The sequence below is a fragment of the Eubacterium sp. An11 genome, from assembly GCF_002161065.1.
Classification (GTDB): domain Bacteria; phylum Bacillota; class Clostridia; order Lachnospirales; family Lachnospiraceae; genus Anaerobutyricum; species Anaerobutyricum faecale.
Window position 1 is genome coordinate 1 of the sequence record NZ_NFLV01000027.1, and the last position, 17900, is coordinate 17900.

A 17900-nucleotide genomic window follows, 5' to 3' on the forward strand; every position below is an offset into this window, starting at 1 on the left:
ATTTCTATAACAGTACTAAAAGTTGAGTACTGAACTATTAGCACGGATTGATAAGAATCGAGTCTATTGTCTCACATATGACTATGATTTTCGAGGTACGGAGTATTTACCGTTTACGTTGTTCCGGCAGTTCCAATAGTACTTGACACGATTGCTGTGAGAGTAGCTTTTTCTAACTGAAGACCAAAACATGCAGTGATACCTGCTAACATTGCAACTTGCTCTAGTATAAGAACAGTAGCATCAGAAAACGGGATTGGCACGACTCCTGTTGCCGCTGCGGCTGAGGCTGCCGCAACTACTACGGCATATGCTTTTTCAATTTTTAATTCCAAATTTACAGACTGAATTGCAACAAATGTTTTTTTTACTGCATCTGGAATGACACTATTCATCATTGAAGCAAGAGTATCCAACCCAAAAGATTTAGCAGTATATTCATTATTCATTTCATAATCTTCAGCTAGTACCGGTACTATTCCGACAATTGGAAGATTCTCTTTTTCTATTTCCCATTTCATCTGCCTGGCAGCCTTTACAGAAAAAGATTGTGTCAATACAATAATTATGGGAACATTGTAAATGGATGTTTTATTAAGAAAATTTTTTTAAAAATCAATTTCGGTTTGTTTAAATCGGTTGGAATGAGTATTAATACAGTACCAAATACAATGATTGGCCTCGCCTACATCACCATTGCTAAATCCTTTTCTTATTATATCAATGACCTGATTCAATAAATTCTCAATATCATTTTCGCCTCCGTTCCAAATGTATATTTCCATTATCAAAATTACTAATAATTTACTAAAACCGGAGATAATTACATCTCCGGCTCAAAAAACTATTTTATAATTTGCATTCAAAGTGGGAACAAAAACTATGTGAATTAACTGTGTAATTTTTTAATCTGCACAATTTCTTTTCTCCAATAGTATATCGCCAGCATCTCGGGTTATTTTTTACTGGTTTAATAGCTGAATTCGTTGGATCGTACCAAATTTGCAGAAAGCACATTTTTTTATCCAATATTTCCTTCTTTGGCTATTCCCTGCATAACGTTCTCCTTAAAAAAATAATAAATAATTTTCTTCACGAGCATTTATTTTCATTATTCCACCCAAAACTAAATTATAAATAATAATACAATAGTTGCTATCAAAATAAGTACCCAAAAAATCATATATCTTTTTTTCATTTTTTCTGCTTTAGAATCCCAAACAGCGCATTTTCGTTTTTCTTCATCCCATTCTCTACTCCAACTCCAGGTCAGAGGATTTGTCCCAAATTATTTTAAGACTTTCCTGTAATTATTCTCGTTCTCCATGCACAATTGCGACATATCTATATCCGAATCGACATGATTATCCTCTACCATAGAGCACCATTTTGACAATCCCAGTGCCATATACAGAGCGGTACATTTTGAGCATCTGCTTATAAATGATACACGGTTCATTATATGTGCATATTAGAATACTCTTTATTAAAAAAATGCAACAAATAGGTTGAATTTCTCCTATTTTTGGATATAATAAAAATAATAAAAGCGAAGGAGGTTTTCTCTATGAAAATTAATACAAACAATCTGATCTCTATTACTGAAGCAAATCAGAACTTCTCCAAAGTTGCTCGCCTTGTAGATGAGAGCGGCTCAGTAGTTATCTTAAAAAACAATGTTCCTCGCTATCTTGTTATGGAATTTTCATCTGCTGAACAGGAACAGTTGGCTAATGATGAGGATGTCATGTCCATTTCCAAGCGCTTAATTGAAAAGAATCGTCAGGCTTATGAGGTACTTGCCAAATGATCATATTATCCAAATCTCAGGTATTGCTTATTCACGATCAGCTCATTACCGAGACCGGTGGTTCATACGGATTACGAGATGAAGGTATGCTGGATTCCGCATTGAATGCTCCGTTTCAAACTTTTGGTGGAGAGGATGTGTATCCGTCTCTTCAGCAAAAGGCAGCCAGACTTTGTTTTGGCCTTGTGAAAAACCATCCCTTTATAGACGGAAATAAGAGGATTGGTGCACATGCCATGCTGGTATTTCTTGCACTCAACGGTATAGAATTACAACATTCACAGACAGAGCTTTCCGATATAATCCTTCAGCTTGCTGCCGGAGAAATTGGTGCCGAAGATTTGCTGTACTGGATTCTTTCACATGAGATTTAATTCTTTCCGCAAATCAGAAGAAAACGCATACCCTTCATTTTTGATTTTGCACTAACATTGCACTAACAAATGTGCATCTGAATTGTAGTTTTTGTTCATGTGGTTTTTTCAGACGGATGTCCGTTATACGGCTTCAATAAAGGCTCTGGGTAATCTCAGACACTTTCAGAGAATCTCAGATAAATCTTTCATGACAAGGTTCGGGACGCAGAGGCCGTGGGTTCGAGTCCCGTCGCCTCGATTATATTTTAAAAAGCCGGATAACCGCATTTAAGCAGTTGTCCGGCTTTTTCTTGTGCAGACAGAAAAGCGGCTCTGTTGCTTTCCTGCCTGTCGTATTAAGAGGTTATCTCATGTCATCAACCAAAAGTCTCATCTGTCATGTTTTTGTCTGCGCTGTATCACAAGAATAGCTGCAGCTATGGTAAGGCTTAAAATTCCTATGAAAATCAGCGGGTAAATCGGAGTCGTATCTCCAGTCTTTGGCACACTGTCTGAGACTGACGATGAGGGTTGTTTTTCGGCAGCGATTTGTATCGCATCGCTGTCCTTCGTATACTCTGTCTCAGCTACCGAAGTTCCGTCATATTTTTTACCGGTGACTTTCACAGTGTTCTTCAGAGTATCTTTCGAGACCTGCTTCGCTGTCACCACAGCTTCAAATGTAACCGTCACGCTGTCGTTTGGCTTCAGCGTATCCAGAATCAACGTATTGTCTGTCTTATTCTTTACCCGGATTAAATTACCTTTGGCTGTTTCCAGTACTTCCCCGACAGATGCAGTGAAGCCTTCCGGTTCCAGAGCTTTTTTCCACGCTGCGGATGGAATTTCTTTTATCTTAATCTGGTTTACTGTTGCTGTTCCATAGTTGGAAACTGTGATCTTATAGGTAACACGGTCTCCTTCATAATAAGTGCCCGGTTTTCTCTTTCCCTGATAGCGGCCTTTTTTCAAAGTAATTCCTTTTGTTTTATCTGCTTTTTTTGCCACACGCAGATCAGGCTCACCCGGAATGTTGACATGATCCTGATCCTTCATCAATTCTGTCACAGGAATTGGCGTATACGGACTTTCTGACAGTTCATCTCCATCGTAGGAAGGGCTATCCCCATCAAAACTGCTCTTTGGCAGTTCTTCCCAGACAGCATAAAAGACGGTATCGCTGTCAGACACAGTATATGCACATCCCGGATAGATAATATCCGCCTGTTCCATGGCTTGTTCCCAAGTCATTTTTTCTTCATTTGATGACTGCTTCTGTTGCTCTGCTTTCAATGGTGCCAGCTTTTCTGTGCTCCAGCCGAGGAAACGGAAACCTTCTCTCACAAAAGATGACGGATTAATCCGAATACCTGTGTTGGACACGCACGGAGTCTCTTCATCAAGGAGCCTTCCATCTGCTTCCGCTTCAGACGAGGTACTTGTTCCCCCGTTTCCATCGTAATATACTTTATGGCTTCCGGCTTCTTCCCATACTGCATAAAGAACAGTATTTCTGGCCGGCTGTTCAAAACGCTGACCTGGCTTCAGAAGATTCTCCGAGTCCGCTGTAGCCTTCTCGTCTGAACTCCAACCCACGAAAGCCGCCTCTTTATTTGAAAACGGATTTGCTATGATCGTCTGAGGTGTACCTGCCGGCGATGGAGAATCCGGAGCCGCTTCCCAGACTGCCCCTTCTGTATTGGAGGAGTACATCAGAGTATATTCTTCACAATCGTCTGTCCAGATGGCGTAAAGCACGGTGTTAGTACTAATGGTATATTGCACTTCCGGCGTGATCAGCTCAGAACTGCCATCCGGTGTCAGACTCCAGCCAAGAAAACGATGACCATCGCACTGAAAACTACAGCCATCAATCCGGATAACCGTCTGTTCCGGACACGGAGTCTCACTGTCGATTCTTTCTTCGTGGGGTTCTCCCTCTTTTCTATTCGGATAATTTGAGACATACGTAAGCGTATGTTTTTCTGTTTTCTTCCACTGAGCATATAAATGCACATTCCGGTCCGGCATCACGAAGGTATCACTGATATTCCATGATGTTCCGGTGCCATCAGCTTTCGTATTCCATTCAGTGAAAACATACCCGTCATATACAAACAGATTATTTGAAAGAACCACAGCAGTTCCTGCGGAACACGGAGTTCCAAAATCCACAAAAGAATCATTGGTTTCGTTGTTTCCATGATACGTCAGCCGATACCTGAACTCTTCCTCTCCATCCTTCTCCTTTTCCCAAACAGCATACAAATCTGTATCTCTCTCCAAAAGGATCGTGTCCTGTGGATAAAACTCTGCTTTCGATGCTTCCTGCTCCCGGCTCCATCCAACAAAAACAGAATCCTCTCTCTCAAATTCACACTGTTTCACCGTGATCTCTGTTCCTTTTGCACACGGAGTCTGAAAATCTGTTTTTGTCTGCTCCTGTTCCGGAATGCCGGAGTGATAAGTCAGACTGACCTTGGCATCTTTTTCCCACTGTGCATACAAATGCAGATCTTTTTTCGGCATACGGCAGGAATCTCCCGGCTGCAGCAGTTCTTCCCTGTCATCAGGCGTCATGCTCCATCCCACAAAGTGATATCCATCATAAACAAACGAATTCTCATCAAGAAGCACCGCAGTCCCTGCAAAACATCTGGTCTCACTGTCCGGACGGGATTGAGACAGCGGATTATTGGAATGATAGATCAGCGCATAGGTATAGTTTTTCTTTAATATACTGCCCTTGCTTCCCCATCTGGCATACAAATGTACATCCTGCGCAGGCATTGTATATTCTGCTCCCGGAGCATAATCCTGACCAGTTCCATCTGCCTTGGTATTCCAGCCTAAAAATTCATAGTTCTCTTTTGTAAAAGGATTGCCATTAATATGTACAGCCTCCCCTTCATGGGCTGGTGTCTCACTGTCCGGAGTTTTTTCGTCAGTTCCGTTGTTGGCATGATATTCCAGCACATAGGAATGTCCTGCAGCTTCCGCTTCCTTTTCGTACTCCTGCTGATACTGTTCATTGCCTTTTCGGTAATGTCCTGTTACATATACCTTATTTTCCAGATTAAATAAGTCTCCCGCCTGCTGACTGACTGTCGCCCTTAACAACAGATTCACACTGTCGCCGGCCTTCAGATGATCCATCAGCAAAATGTTCTCATTCTTAGCTGTAGTCTCGATGCTATCACCTTTCATCGTGGTATACCTGCCATCCTGAAAACGAATGCTATCTTTATCCAGGGCGGACAACAGCTTTTCTTCCATCACATCACGGACTTTCAGATCATATAAATCCGCGGTACCAGAATTGGTAACAGTAATGGTGTAGACAATTTCATTGCCATTATCATAGCTGCCTGTTATCTTTTCATTCTGATATCTTCCATCAATAAGAACAGCTCCCGTAGTCCGGTCCGCCAGCTTTGCGATTTTTGCTTCCGGCACGCCCGGCAGCTCAATCAGATCAGTGTCTGACTTTTCCGGAACAGGCATATCTTCTTCTCCTGTAAAATAAGAAGCATTTACGATGACCTTGTTCATAAGATCATAAAAATTCGCAGCATCTTTTTTTACTTCCGCATAAAAATGCAGTACAATGGTATCTCCCGGCCGCAGACTGCCCTTCCCCGTCACGTCATCTACATTTTCACAGAGAATTATCCGGGCAGCATCAATCTGGCGGGCAGACACATATTCCCCTTGTCCTGTCAGAAGGGTAACTTCTGAATCATTCTTATCTTCTTTTTTACCCTTGTCCTCCGACGGCCGTTCATCTTTAGCCGGCTCATTCTCCGTCAGTTCCGCTGCCCGTTTGTCTTCTGTCGGATCATTTTCTGCCGGTTTGTTCTCTGTCGATTCATTCTTTGATGGTTCATTTTCCGTTGATTCATTCTTCGATGATTCATTTTCCGTTGATTCATTCTTCGATGGTTCGTCCTCCGTTGATTCATCTTCCGCTGGCCTGGCCTCGCTATCCAGACGGAACCCGGCCGTATTCTCCCGGATCACCTGTTTCAGGTCCTCAGACATCACATCGGTGACAAGGATATTTTTGAGGTTTGCTGTTCCGGTATTTTTGATATGAATATCAAAACGTACTGTATCCCCATCATAATAGAGACCCGGCACTTTGGTTCCATTCAGCTCACCATCGGTGACGAGAGCGCCGGTGGTTCTGTCCGCAATTTTTACCACAGACGTGTCCGGGGTTCCCGGAATATGAATCTGATCTTCATCTTCCGTCAGAGGATTACCTTCTTCATCCACCAGATCTTCTGTGTTTACAGGGATCAAATGCTGTCCCGGCCGCTCCTCATTATTATCATAACTTGCCGTCACCTTTACTTTATTGATAAGCTGATATACATTGGCTGCACTGTCCAGAACAGGCACTTCAAAATAAAGCTCCACGCTGTCTCCCACGGGCAGTCTGCTCAGGAGCACCATCCGTCTATCTTCTTCTGATACAGACACTGTGATTTTGCTGCCCTTTTTCGTCTCATAGCTTCCGGCAGCAGGAACGACGAAGGACGCCCGGTCTTTGTCCACATAATCGGACAGTTTCTGACCTGCCGCATTGGGTTCGTCCATGCTGTCATAAACACGGACATGGTACAGATCTGTATTGCCTGTGTTGGTAACGGTGATCCGATACCGTATGGTTTCCTTACCACGATAGATTCCCGGTACCTTTTCCTGGGTATATCTTCCGGTACCGGTGTCAAATTCCACTTCTCCGCCTTCCGGATTCCGGGTGCGTTCCGCCAGCTTCGCCACAGCCAGAGAAGGACGCATGATGACATTTCCTGCCTGTACTGTCTCTTCCACCACCGGGACATCATCCTTCTCCGGATATGCAAATGTGACCTCATACACTTCTCCGGACGGAACATGATCCGGTGCACCGCCGGTTTCCGTTATGTGATACCGACCGATGTAAAGTGGATTTGATACTGCGCTTCCGTTTTCATCTGTCGTCAGATACCCGCAAACCATCCCTTTTGGTACCAACGGCTCCTGGTTCGGGTCTGCAGTTCCATCTTCCTTATACTGCCACGGGGCATAAATATCTTCTGCTGCCTTAATTTCAAACAGCGCTCCTTTGACAAGAGCTCCTTCATCGTCTGTTTTGACAATTTTGAGAATTCCCTTCTGAAGATTATTATGATAAATCAGCTCCCCTTTCTGCGTTCTTTCCCGGCCATTTTCTGACGTATAGAGAAATTCTATGTTCTTTTCATCCTGAACATAGGCATCTGTGGTCACAAACGTCCAGCTCATCCCGGCATTATAACAGCCATAGGGCGCCTGCTCTTCTTTCACCATAAATCGGCCCAGATTATCTTCTGTGGCTGTGATATCTTCCGGATTGCGATAATACATCTGCCCTTCTTCATCTGTCGCTTCCTCAAGATCACAAACCTTCATATAACTTTTTCCCGCTGCAGACCACTGGTACAGAGCGAAAACAGCACCTTTCAAAAAATCACTGGTTTCTTTGTTCTTTTTTCTCACCCGGACGGTATATTTTTTGAGAATCTTCGCCACATCCTCCAGAGTGGACACACGTTTATCTCTCTCTTCTCCGTAGATAACCGGGTTACCTTTGTCGCTGGAAAAAGTATACTTCCATGTTTCGTCCAGCAGATATACATTCTCGAACTCTCCTCTGGATATTTCACGGACATAATATGGCCCGGCTTTTCCAGACAAGTCGAAAAATGACGCGGCCTTAAAATGTGCCACTCCGTCATCTCCCGTTACCGCCGTCATCAGCGGTTTCTCTTTATGGATATCCGCATCCGGACGGACAAAAATCCCAAAGGTGACTCCCTTCACCGGTTTCCCTTCTTTATTGACTTTTCTTACTTTAATCTGCTGCGGAATCACAGTCTCCACCTTGTTGGATGTATAATTCGTTCCTGTAGACAGCACAGCATGATTGTCAATGACATATCTGCCGGCCCTGGCTCCGCTGTTCACGTACCGTCCGGCAAAATCGAGTCCCAGGCTGTCCAGCTGCGCCTGAGTCTTAACCCGTACTGTGATATACAGATCATACCAGTTCTTCTCATAGAAGGACTGGGCTGCCGGATCAGAAGCCGTTGCTGTCACCACAGTGGAACCATCTCCCTGTACCTGCGTCTGTATTTTAAAATCTGAAGCCTGGCTGCCAGTGCCATCATAAATCACCGCCTGCTCCACCTTGAGATACGGGCTCACCTGATCCGTGACAACCCAGGAAGCATAGTGATGCTCCGAAGCATCTTCATATGGGCACACTGTCCGTACCTTATATGTAAATACATCGTTTACACTGGACAGCTCATTGGAAACTGCTGTGTGCGGTGTGCGAACTTCCGACTGTATATCACTGCCGTTAAACACAGACTTTTGAATCTCCGGCTGCGCCAGATAAGGCTGTCTCGCATCAAAGCGAATGTACCCACTGGATGAACTGGTAGAATAATCTTTCACATCCGAATTGTCAAACGGAACCTTATATTTTGTTAGATCACTGCCATTCTGCGGGCCTCCGTCATCCTGTCTGCTGCATTTGGCAAATGTATAGCGCAATGTCATCTGGGAACCTGAAAACAGGGTATAAAAAGAACTTCCTGCATTGCCTGAAACGGCTGCAGAGCTTAAAGAATAAATATACGCCTTGTTACCCTGTTGATACACCCCTTTGCTGTATCCCAGATATTGATTGGCTGCGTTGATCGCATAAAAATAGTCTGCTTCTTTTGAAAACTCAATTCCCTGCTGTGCATCCACATCTCGGAATCTGGTAAATCCCTTGACCTGAATCGGTGTCTGCGTACCATGAATATAAAAAGAATACCGGAGAGTCACTGCATCGCAGAAACTGGTCAGAACCCCGATGGAGCCGACAGACTTTCCACCGATAAAACAGAACAGCGGGCCTCCGGTATCATCCAACGCACCATCCGCAATGGCATTCCTGACATCTTCTGTTCCTTTTGGCTTCTTAGTAAAATCCGTGACTACCGCTTTCATATCAATCGCGTACGATCTGCCAGAACTTCTGTCATAGTATCTTCCCACATTGTAGTAGGTACAGCTTAAATTATTCTTCATGGAAGCCGTCAGCTTATACACCCGGCCGCCTACAATATTCGGAGTCATGGTTGCCAGACCGATGCCTCCCACATGCTGAGCCTTTTTGGGATCATTGACATAATAACTGGCATTTCTGGAACCATTCTGCGTGGATAAAGAAGCCGTGGTATCGGAACCCCAGTGAGGAGTAAAAGATACGTACTCGTTGTGCTTCTCTGTGATATCATTCTGAATGGCCTTTCTGGATGCGAGCATCGTCACCTTGCCGCTGTTCCCGATCTTCTGCCCTTTTCCATTCTTTCCCTGCAGAATGAATGTCTCATACGTCGCCTTCGGCATATTAAAATCATTCTGCGCCCGGGCGGCTGCACGCAGAAGGTTCCGGTTTAAAAGCTGATCAAACACCGTATTCTCTTCCCCGGAATCCGGCTGAGATTCCATCTCATGATTCTTCCCGCCGGCCGTTCCGTCAGAAACTCCGGAGTCTTCCGCTGCAGTTTCTGGATCTTTTCCGGAGTCCGAGGCAGCTCCTTTTTCACCAGACGCTTCCTCTGAAGAGTCCTGCCGACTGTTCCCGGAAGCCTCTTCCTCATCCTTCTTATCTCCTCCCGGCATCTCTGACTGATCCCCGGAAGAGGAAGTGCCCGGTCGATTCTCTTCCTTGTTCCCGCCAGGATTCTTACCTTCCGAACTCTCTCCATTCTGACCTTCCGGATCCTCCTTTCCGGAACTTGCCTCCGGATTCTTATCTCCTGCACCGCCTCCCGGGTTCTCCCCGCCGGAACTTCCATCCGGGTTCCTGTCTTCCGGGTTCCCATCTGAAGGCGTCATTCCTGTGCCGCTTTCTCCGGAATCTTCCTCTTCTGAATCATCCGCACTTTCATCTGAATCGTTCTCTCCTGTGCCGCTTTTACTTCCATCCGAATAACCTTCCCTGCCGGCGGCACCGCTGCCCGCGCTTTTATCTTCCGCCTTCTTTTCCGAGACTGCAATCCGGTTTCTTCCGAAAGGCATCTGCACGTTTCCTTTTTGTCCCGTTCCTGCCGTTTGTACCGTATCATTGTTCCTCCTGATCTTCTGTGTTGTCTCATCGGCTGTTCCCGCTTTCTCCTTCGCATCAGTAAAGACCGCTGTCATTCCTGCCGCGCCGACGTACAGAGGCGCCGGGACCTGCTGAAAAACCAGACACATGGTCAGCAGCAAAAGCAGCCATCTTTTCAGATGATTCTTCATAATTTCTCCTTTCTTTATTGGAAATATCTGGAACAGTTTCCATATTTATAGTACCATTACATTTGCGCAAAGTCAATCTTTAAAATTATTTATATTTTAAAAATATATTTTCATCAAACAAAAAGACCCTTTCCCCCGGAGCATCTATATTGCTTCTCTGGGGAAAAGAGTCTTATCCTGTCTTTATTCTATGGTGTATGCCGCCATATTATCTGGCTGTTACGTGTTATCTGGCCGTTATGGCCTGCCTTCCCGTTATGCCGATCTGTTCACTATATTTTATCTGTCCGTCATGCTTATGGATTCGATGGCAACGATACCACCGCGGACAATCTCCACCTGATCAAACTTACGGTTCAGCAGATTGATCAGATCATTGTTCCGGCCTTCTGTGGCCACACACTCCAGGAGCACGCTGTTGATACCGTAGTCAATGGCCTTTGCTCCGAATACCTGGGCGATACGGAAAATTTCTCCCTTCTCAAACTCGGAACATTCATGGATCTTAATAAAAAGAATCTCTTTCATGTGTGTCGGCGCATCGGTGATATCATTAAGCTTGATGACTTCCACACAGCGGTTCAACTGCTTTTTGATCTGTTCAAATGTGGCGTCATCAGAACTTAAACCGATGGTCATCCTTGAAACCGTAGGGTCCTCCGTCACACCGACGGTGATACTGTCAATATTATAGGATTTGCCGGACATCATGCCAGAAATCCTTGCCAAAACGCCAATACGGTTCTCCACATACATGGACACCCATCTTTTTCTTTTGGTATGATTCACTTCTCTCATGCTTCCGACCTCCTAATATATAATCTCTTCAAAGCTTGCCCCGCCGCGGATCATCGGCAGTACCAGCTCCTCCGGTGAAACCGCACACTCGATGATAACCGGCTTGTTATGCTCTTCTGCGTAATCTCTTGCCTCAATGATTGTCTTTTCCAGCTGAGAATCTTCTGTTACCAGATATCCCTTTGAGCTATAGGCTTCGGCGATCTTTACAAAGTTCGGGGAATACTCCGGACAGGTCCAGCCTGGCTTGCCGCATTTGCCTTTGCAGGACTTATGATAACGCAGGCAGGTAATGGTATAGCGCTTGTTATGGAAAAGATCCTGCATCTGACGAACCATTCCCAGATAGTTATTGTTCAGCACAATATTAACCAGCGGCAGTTCCTGATTGATAGCCGTCGCCATCTCCTGAATGTTCATCTGGAAGCCGCCGTCGCCGCTGATGGATACCACTGCTTTGCCCGGACATCCAATCTGGGCACCCACTGCGGACGGAAGCCCGAATCCCATAGTTCCAAGACCTCCGCTCTGCACCAGCCGGTGGGTGGCATCCAGTTTCAGATACTGGCAGGCCCACATCTGATGCTGCCCTACGTCGGAAGTGTAAATGGTGTCTCTGTCCGCATATACTTTATTCAACGTCTCCATGATACACTGAGGATTCACCCCTGCTTTTACCTGGATACCCAGAGGATGCTCCTTATCCCAGCTCTTCACTTCCTCAATCCATTCTGTGTGCTTCATCGGTTCTGTGTGATCAAGAATCTTCCGAATCGCCATCTTGGCATCCGCCACAATCGGAATATCCACCGTGACATTTCTGGAAATGGCCGCCGCCTCAATATCGATGTGGATGATCTTCGCATTAGGCGCGAACTTCGCCACATTTCCCGTCACCCTGTCGTTAAACCGGCATCCGATGGAAAACATCAGATCACATTCATCCGCTGTTTTGTTGGCGGCATAGGAACCATGCATACCGATGTTTCCTATGTACAGCGGATGGTCCGTAGGAATCGCTCCCCGTCCCATTACTGTGGTAACCACCGGTATATCAAGCTTCTCGCAGAGTTCTGTCATCTCCTCCTGGGCATGCGCCAGATTGACACCGCCGCCAATCAAAAACATAGGCTTCTTCGCTTCTTCTACCAGGGCAATGGCTTTTTTCAGCTGTCCCACATGAACGCCCTTATTCGGCTTATAACCGCGGATATTCACCTCAGTCGGATAAGATGTGGAACCAAGTTCCGCCATCACATCCGTGGGCAGATCCACAAGTACCGGTCCCGGTTTACCGGAACGGGCAATATAAAAAGCTTCTTTGATCCGCTGCGCCAGCATCTCTCTGTCTCTGACCATAATAACGAACTTGGCCACATTCCGGGTGATACCTACGATATCCACCTCCTGGAACGCATCATTGCCAATGAGATCTTCCGCCACCTGTCCGGTGAAACAGACCAGCGGAATACTGTCATAATTGGCTGTGGCGATTCCGGTTACCAGATTTGTTGCTCCCGGACCGCTGGTGACGAGGCAGACGCCGACCTTTCCTGTCGCTCTCGCATAACCGTCTGCCGCATGAATCAGCCCCTGCTCATGTCTTGGAAGCACCAAATCAATACTATGACAATCATGGAGTGCATCTAAAAGATTGACGACCATACCGCCCGGATATGCAAAAATAGTATCCACGCCTTCTTTTTTCATTGCCGTTACGAAAAGGTCATTTCCTGAAATCTTCATGGTTCCCACTCCTTTATATTGATAATTTTGCAAAACCGCTCTTTTTTCCCTTCAAAAAAGATGCGTAATGAGTTAATGATATAACATTATTTGCCGGATTGTCAACTATTGTTTGCAGATTCGTACAAAAGAAGACAGCACGGAAACTCCCGTCTTTCACAGGACATCCGTGCTGTCTCTAAATTAAACATCCGATTATCTTTAAAAATCCGATTATCTCCGGTTATAGTTGATCAGACATCCTTTCAGGATGATCTCTCTCTCATCATCGGTAAGCTCACCCATATGTAAGGTAAACTCATGAAGAGCGCCGTCTTTTACCTGGTAAACGGTAAACTCTGTGGCTTTGTCTTCCACCGCTTTGCGGACATCCGGTACGAAGAGGTAATCGCCGTTGGCAAACGGAAGATCTTCTCCGTCAATCAGGAATGGAAGCATACCCCAGTTGATCAGGTTGGAGCGGTACCGTTTTGTGGCATACTCGTTGGCGATATTGGCCCAGCCGCCCAACACTTTCTGGCAGGAAGCCGCCTGTTCTCTGGCGGAACCATCGCCTGGTTTTACAGCAAAAATAGTGCTGCCGACTCCCATGTTACCTGCATTGACTTCCGGATACTTCGTATGAATGGCATCCATGACCTCCTGCAGTTCTCCCAGCGCCTCCGTCGGGTTTTCTCCCGCTTCAATGGCTTTCTGCGCTTTCTGCACTTCTTTCGCTCTTCCCACATAGGCCGGATCCTTTCTGGAGAGAGTAAACTCTGCCAATCCGAGAGGATTAGAACGGTAAGAAGAAGTCTCGCCGGACGGAATCAGCTCATCGGTGGTGGTTACCGGATCATGAATCTCAGATACCACCTTGAGGATCAGGTTTTCCGGCAGCGGACTCATGGCCGGCCAGTCCTTGATGTTCGGTCCCATTTTGATTTCCACCGTAGGATCTGCCACGCCTTTGCTATCAAAGACACGGTTTGCATAAATGCTGCTGTCAAAGAAATATTTTCTTCCCTTGATCTCCACATCAAGATCGGTAGCCGGGGTCAGGAAGCCCTTGTTGGCTGCTGTCGCCGCGATAGAACGGGCATCCATCAGCGCTACGGAAGCAATCTGTCCGTTCTGGAGTTTGGAACCTTCTCTGTTCGGGAAGTTTCTGGTGGAGTGACGGATACTCAGGCTATTGTTGGAAGGTGTATCTCCTGCACCAAAGCACGGGCCGCAGAAGGCTGTCTTAACAATGGCTCCGGCTTCCATGAGGTCTGCCACCGCGCCGTTTTTCACCAGTTCCATGAAGATTGGCGTACTTGCCGGATATACGCTCAGGGAGAACTCATCCGGTCCGATGGAACGTCCCTTTAAAATATCCGCTGCCGCGCAGAGATTCTCAAAACCGCCGCCGGCGCATCCGGCGATGATTCCCTGTTCCACATACAGTTTTCCGTCATGCACTTTATCTTTTAAGGTAAAGTCTACCTGGCCGTCCAGGCTGACAAGGGCCTTTTTCTCACAATCTTCCAGCACATCCATCAGATTGGCATTCATCTCTTCAATGGTGTAGGTGTTGCTTGGATGGAACGGCATAGCGATCATCGGACGGATGGTGCTAAGATCAATCTTGATCATTCCGTCATAATATGCCACGTCAGCCGGATTCAGCTCTTCATAATCCTGTTCTCTTCCATGAATCTCATAGAATTCGCGGATGGTCTCGTCCGTTCTCCAGATGGAGGAAAGGCAGGTGGTCTCTGTGGTCATAACATCCACACCGATACGGAAGTCAGCGCTCAAAGATGCCACGCCAGGACCCACGAATTCCATCACTTTATTATTCACATAACCGTTTTTAAATACTTCACCGATGATGGCCAGGGCCACGTCCTGCGGTCCCACGCCCGGAATCGGCGCTCCGGTCATATACACGCCGACCACGCCTGGCATGTTGATATCATATGTCTGATTTAAAAGCTGTTTTACCAGCTCCGGTCCGCCTTCACCCATGGCCATGGTTCCCAGCGCTCCGTAACGGGTGTGGGAATCGGAACCAAGGATCATAGCGCCGCCGCAGGCCAGCATTTCTCTGGCAAACTGGTGGATGACCGCCTGATGAGGCGGAACATAGATGCCGCCGTAACGTTTTGCGCAGGTCAGCCCGAACATATGGTCATCTTCATTGATAGTTCCTCCTACCGCGCAGAGACTGTTATGACAGTTAGTAAGCACATACGGCATCGGGAACTTCTCCAAACCTGATGCTCTGGCCGTCTGAATGATACCCACATAAGTGATATCATGGGACGTCAGTTTATCAAAACGAATCTTCAGCTTGTCCATGTTATCGGACGTGTTGTGGGCTTTCAGAATTCCGTAAGCGATGGTTCCCTGCGCTGCCTCTTCTTTGGAAGGAGCAGTACCCAGCATGTTCTGAAGCTGTTTTTCCGCTTCCGGTGTATCTTCCACGATCTCACTGCCGTGAACCAGATACGCACCGTGTTGTAATAATTCAATCATGTTTCTGTCCTCCTGTGTGTCTGTGATGTTTTGCAATGAAAAATACTGCAAAATCTATATTTCAAGGCAAAATTACTGCCCTATTTCACTCAGTTTTTCCGCCTTCACAACAAAATATCGCTCTTATTTTATCATTATCCCTGAAAGTTGACAAGAATGTTCCTGCAGAAATGCAAATTTGTCGTTTTAATCCACAGGCATTGAAATTATCCAGGTGCGAATGAAGCAGACGGGATTTGCGGCTTTGTATATATCATAGAAAAACGCAGTCAGGGAAGTCTCCTCCTCCACTTCGGCAGGCTCATAATAAGCCCTCTTTTTACGACTACGGCCACGCCTGCGCTCACAGTCGTCGTCGATCTTCCCCGATCCGTTTTTCTATCATCATCAAACCATGCCGCAAATCCCTGTTATCTGCATCACCCGGATTATAGCAAAGTCACCGGATTCAAACTGATCGCAAAGCTACCCGGATGGCTTTCTCACCAGGTTGTCACTACCCCGCACAGACATTGCTTTAGATTTTAAAATCAAAGTATTTGTATGTTTCCATAGCCAACTGCTTTGCCAACGTAGCACAGGATTTTTGTAAATCTCTATACACGCAGACTGCATTTGGAGAAGACAAGTCATTGATGGGGTTTGACGACGACTGTGAGCGCAGGCGCCGCTGGCAGATATAAAAAGGTGCCGGTTATCCGCCTGCCGAAGTGGAGGAGGAAAACTTTTATCAATGACTTGTCTTCGGTAAAACCGTTTTCTGTGAGTTGCAAGGAGATTTACAAATCCCTTTTTCTCCGCAGCCACTGCCACCAGAGTTCTTTCCACAGGGCAACGCCGCCGCACACCAGGGAGGAAATCAAAAACATCCAGTGGAAAGTGTCCCGGGCTCCTTCAAAGATACCTGCCAGGAGCATGACTCCGTTAAAAATGCAGAGAGCCGCCAGAACTTTTTCCTGTATTTTTTCTGTTCCTGTCACAAAAGCATTCCACAAATATTCTCCCTGAAGCAGCTGAAAGAGACCTTCACTCCAGTGTTTCCGGAAATAGAACTCCCGGTCCAGGGCTCTTCCATCCAGAAAACCCAGCCAGGAAATCTTTTTCTCTTCTTCCTGCCATTCTTCCGGCAGTCTCCAGCTCCGGTCCGGAAAAATGTACAGCCACTGGCAGCCGTCCCTCCATGCTTCCATGACTTTTCTTTTTGACTGCCTGTCCAGTCCCGCGTAGGCCCGGATGGTATTCATCTGGCGTTCATAGCCTTTTCCAAGACGACGGTTTTCTTCCAGATAACAGGAAAATTGTTCCGCATCAATGATATCTCTTTTATTATCTGTGACATGAAGCTGATTTAAGATATCAAATGCTGTCTCACGGTTTTGGTCTGTAAAAAAGATCAGACGGATGTCGTTTTGATTCAGAAATTGAATCAGTTTTTGAAATGCGTGCGGTCTTAAAACCGACGGAAAACATTCCGTATCCAGGATGACCGCCTTCTTTTTCCGGCTGTCCGGAAGGCAGGCGCCGTCCATCACCGTCACGCCCCTCTGAAACAGCATCTCCTGTGCCCGTAAAGGAAAGGATGCCGATCCAGAAAGAATCCGGGGCAGGATTCCCTGTTTTTTAAGAACCGTTGACCCCGGCGGGCCGGCGGCCACTGCTCTGCCGGATTCTTCCGGAAATTTCTCGCCCTTTTCATAAATGACACCGGACTTTGTGAGACTGTGTACTGTCACCGGCACTTTTGCCCCCTTTTTCAGACGAAGAATATCTCCGGACACAATCTCTCTCACATCAATATACTGGTAGGTTCCGTCCCGAAAGACCTGCGCTTTCGGCAAAAACATCGTTTTCCGCTCCTCAAGAAACCGATGATTTCTCATCACCTGCCTCATCTTCAGAATAGACACCAGCACCGGCGCCGGGAGCGCAGTCAGCCATTCTTTTTCCCCAACCAGAAACAAAAAGGCACAGAGAAAAATGAGAAAAAAGAAAAGCGGATCAAGACATTCCTGCTCTGCGCTTCGAATCCATGACCGCTTTTTCTCTTTTGCCAGATATTCCCATCGGTTTTCAGAAAGCCTCCGGTTGACCTCTCCGGCTGTCAGGCCGGTCTTCAGGCTGGTCTCATAATCCTGCTCCAGCTCTGCCGCCGGATCGGCCGCATATTCTTCTGCCGGAATCCCTTTCGCGCGGGCCGGGAACCCGGGATTTCGCGAAGGGATTTTCTCCTGATGGGGTTGGGATAATATTCTTTTCATAGAGACATCCTCCTTTTGCCATAGTGCCTGTCCCTATAAAAATATGCTGCATTTTCCCGTTCTATACCTGAGTTTTTTATTATGTATCTGGATTTTCCAGTT

Annotated in this window: 8 protein-coding genes; 2 read left to right on the plus strand and 6 right to left on the minus strand. The window is 46.3% G+C overall.

Annotated features, from left to right (window positions below; genetic code table 11):
- Positions 1-113 precede the first annotated feature (113 nt).
- Positions 114-521: a hypothetical protein gene (locus tag B5E53_RS15030; protein WP_087316505.1), complete on the minus strand. Its 408-nt coding sequence runs from the start codon at positions 519-521 to the stop codon at positions 114-116.
- A gap of 1046 nt (positions 522-1567) precedes the next feature.
- Between B5E53_RS15030 and B5E53_RS15035 the strand changes: the two genes are divergently transcribed.
- Both B5E53_RS15035 and B5E53_RS15040 read left to right on the plus strand, forming a co-directional pair.
- Entirely contained in the window at positions 1568-1810 is a 243-nt protein-coding gene (locus tag B5E53_RS15035; protein WP_087316507.1) for a type II toxin-antitoxin system Phd/YefM family antitoxin, read from the plus strand.
- Positions 1807-2184 (plus strand): type II toxin-antitoxin system death-on-curing family toxin, encoded by a 378-nt coding sequence (locus B5E53_RS15040; protein WP_087316509.1) that lies wholly within the window; start codon positions 1807-1809, stop codon positions 2182-2184. The genes B5E53_RS15035 and B5E53_RS15040 overlap by 4 nt, the downstream gene beginning before the upstream one ends.
- 372 nt (positions 2185-2556) lie before the next feature.
- On the opposite strand, the gene B5E53_RS15045 is transcribed toward B5E53_RS15040, so the two are convergent.
- The 5 genes from B5E53_RS15045 to B5E53_RS15065 all read right to left on the minus strand — a co-directional run bounded on the left by B5E53_RS15045 (position 2557) and on the right by B5E53_RS15065 (position 17798).
- Positions 2557-10494 carry an InlB B-repeat-containing protein gene (locus B5E53_RS15045; protein WP_087316511.1) on the minus strand — a complete coding sequence of 2646 codons (7938 nt, stop codon included), beginning with the start codon at positions 10492-10494 and terminating at the stop codon, positions 2557-2559.
- Between the two features lie 279 nt (positions 10495-10773).
- Positions 10774-11292, minus strand: a complete 519-nt coding sequence (gene ilvN, locus B5E53_RS15050; RefSeq protein ID WP_087316513.1) for an acetolactate synthase small subunit — start codon at positions 11290-11292, stop codon at positions 10774-10776.
- A gap of 12 nt (positions 11293-11304) precedes the next feature.
- The gene (gene ilvB / locus B5E53_RS15055) at positions 11305-13038 is read right to left on the minus strand and encodes a biosynthetic-type acetolactate synthase large subunit (RefSeq protein ID WP_087316515.1); all 1734 of its coding nucleotides are present in this window, start codon (positions 13036-13038) and stop codon (positions 11305-11307) included.
- Between the two features lie 213 nt (positions 13039-13251).
- Positions 13252-15540 carry a hydratase gene (locus B5E53_RS15060; RefSeq protein WP_087316518.1) on the minus strand — a complete coding sequence of 763 codons (2289 nt, stop codon included), beginning with the start codon at positions 15538-15540 and terminating at the stop codon, positions 13252-13254.
- A 779-nt stretch (positions 15541-16319) separates the two neighbouring features.
- The gene (locus B5E53_RS15065) at positions 16320-17798 is read right to left on the minus strand and encodes a cation-transporting P-type ATPase (protein WP_087316520.1); all 1479 of its coding nucleotides are present in this window, start codon (positions 17796-17798) and stop codon (positions 16320-16322) included.
- Positions 17799-17900: the final 102 nt, after the last annotated feature.

Coding starts and splice junctions, on each gene's coding strand:
- B5E53_RS15030 (WP_087316505.1), bottom strand. CDS start 521: ATGAAATGGGAAATAGAAAAAGAGAATCTTCCAATTGTCGGAATAGTA.
- B5E53_RS15035 (WP_087316507.1), top strand. CDS start 1,568: ATGAAAATTAATACAAACAATCTGATCTCTATTACTGAAGCAAATCAG.
- B5E53_RS15040 (WP_087316509.1), top strand. CDS start 1,807: ATGATCATATTATCCAAATCTCAGGTATTGCTTATTCACGATCAGCTC.
- B5E53_RS15045 (WP_087316511.1), bottom strand. CDS start 10,494: ATGAAGAATCATCTGAAAAGATGGCTGCTTTTGCTGCTGACCATGTGT.
- ilvN (WP_087316513.1), bottom strand. CDS start 11,292: ATGAGAGAAGTGAATCATACCAAAAGAAAAAGATGGGTGTCCATGTAT.
- ilvB (WP_087316515.1), bottom strand. CDS start 13,038: ATGAAGATTTCAGGAAATGACCTTTTCGTAACGGCAATGAAAAAAGAA.
- B5E53_RS15060 (WP_087316518.1), bottom strand. CDS start 15,540: ATGATTGAATTATTACAACACGGTGCGTATCTGGTTCACGGCAGTGAG.
- B5E53_RS15065 (WP_087316520.1), bottom strand. CDS start 17,798: ATGAAAAGAATATTATCCCAACCCCATCAGGAGAAAATCCCTTCGCGA.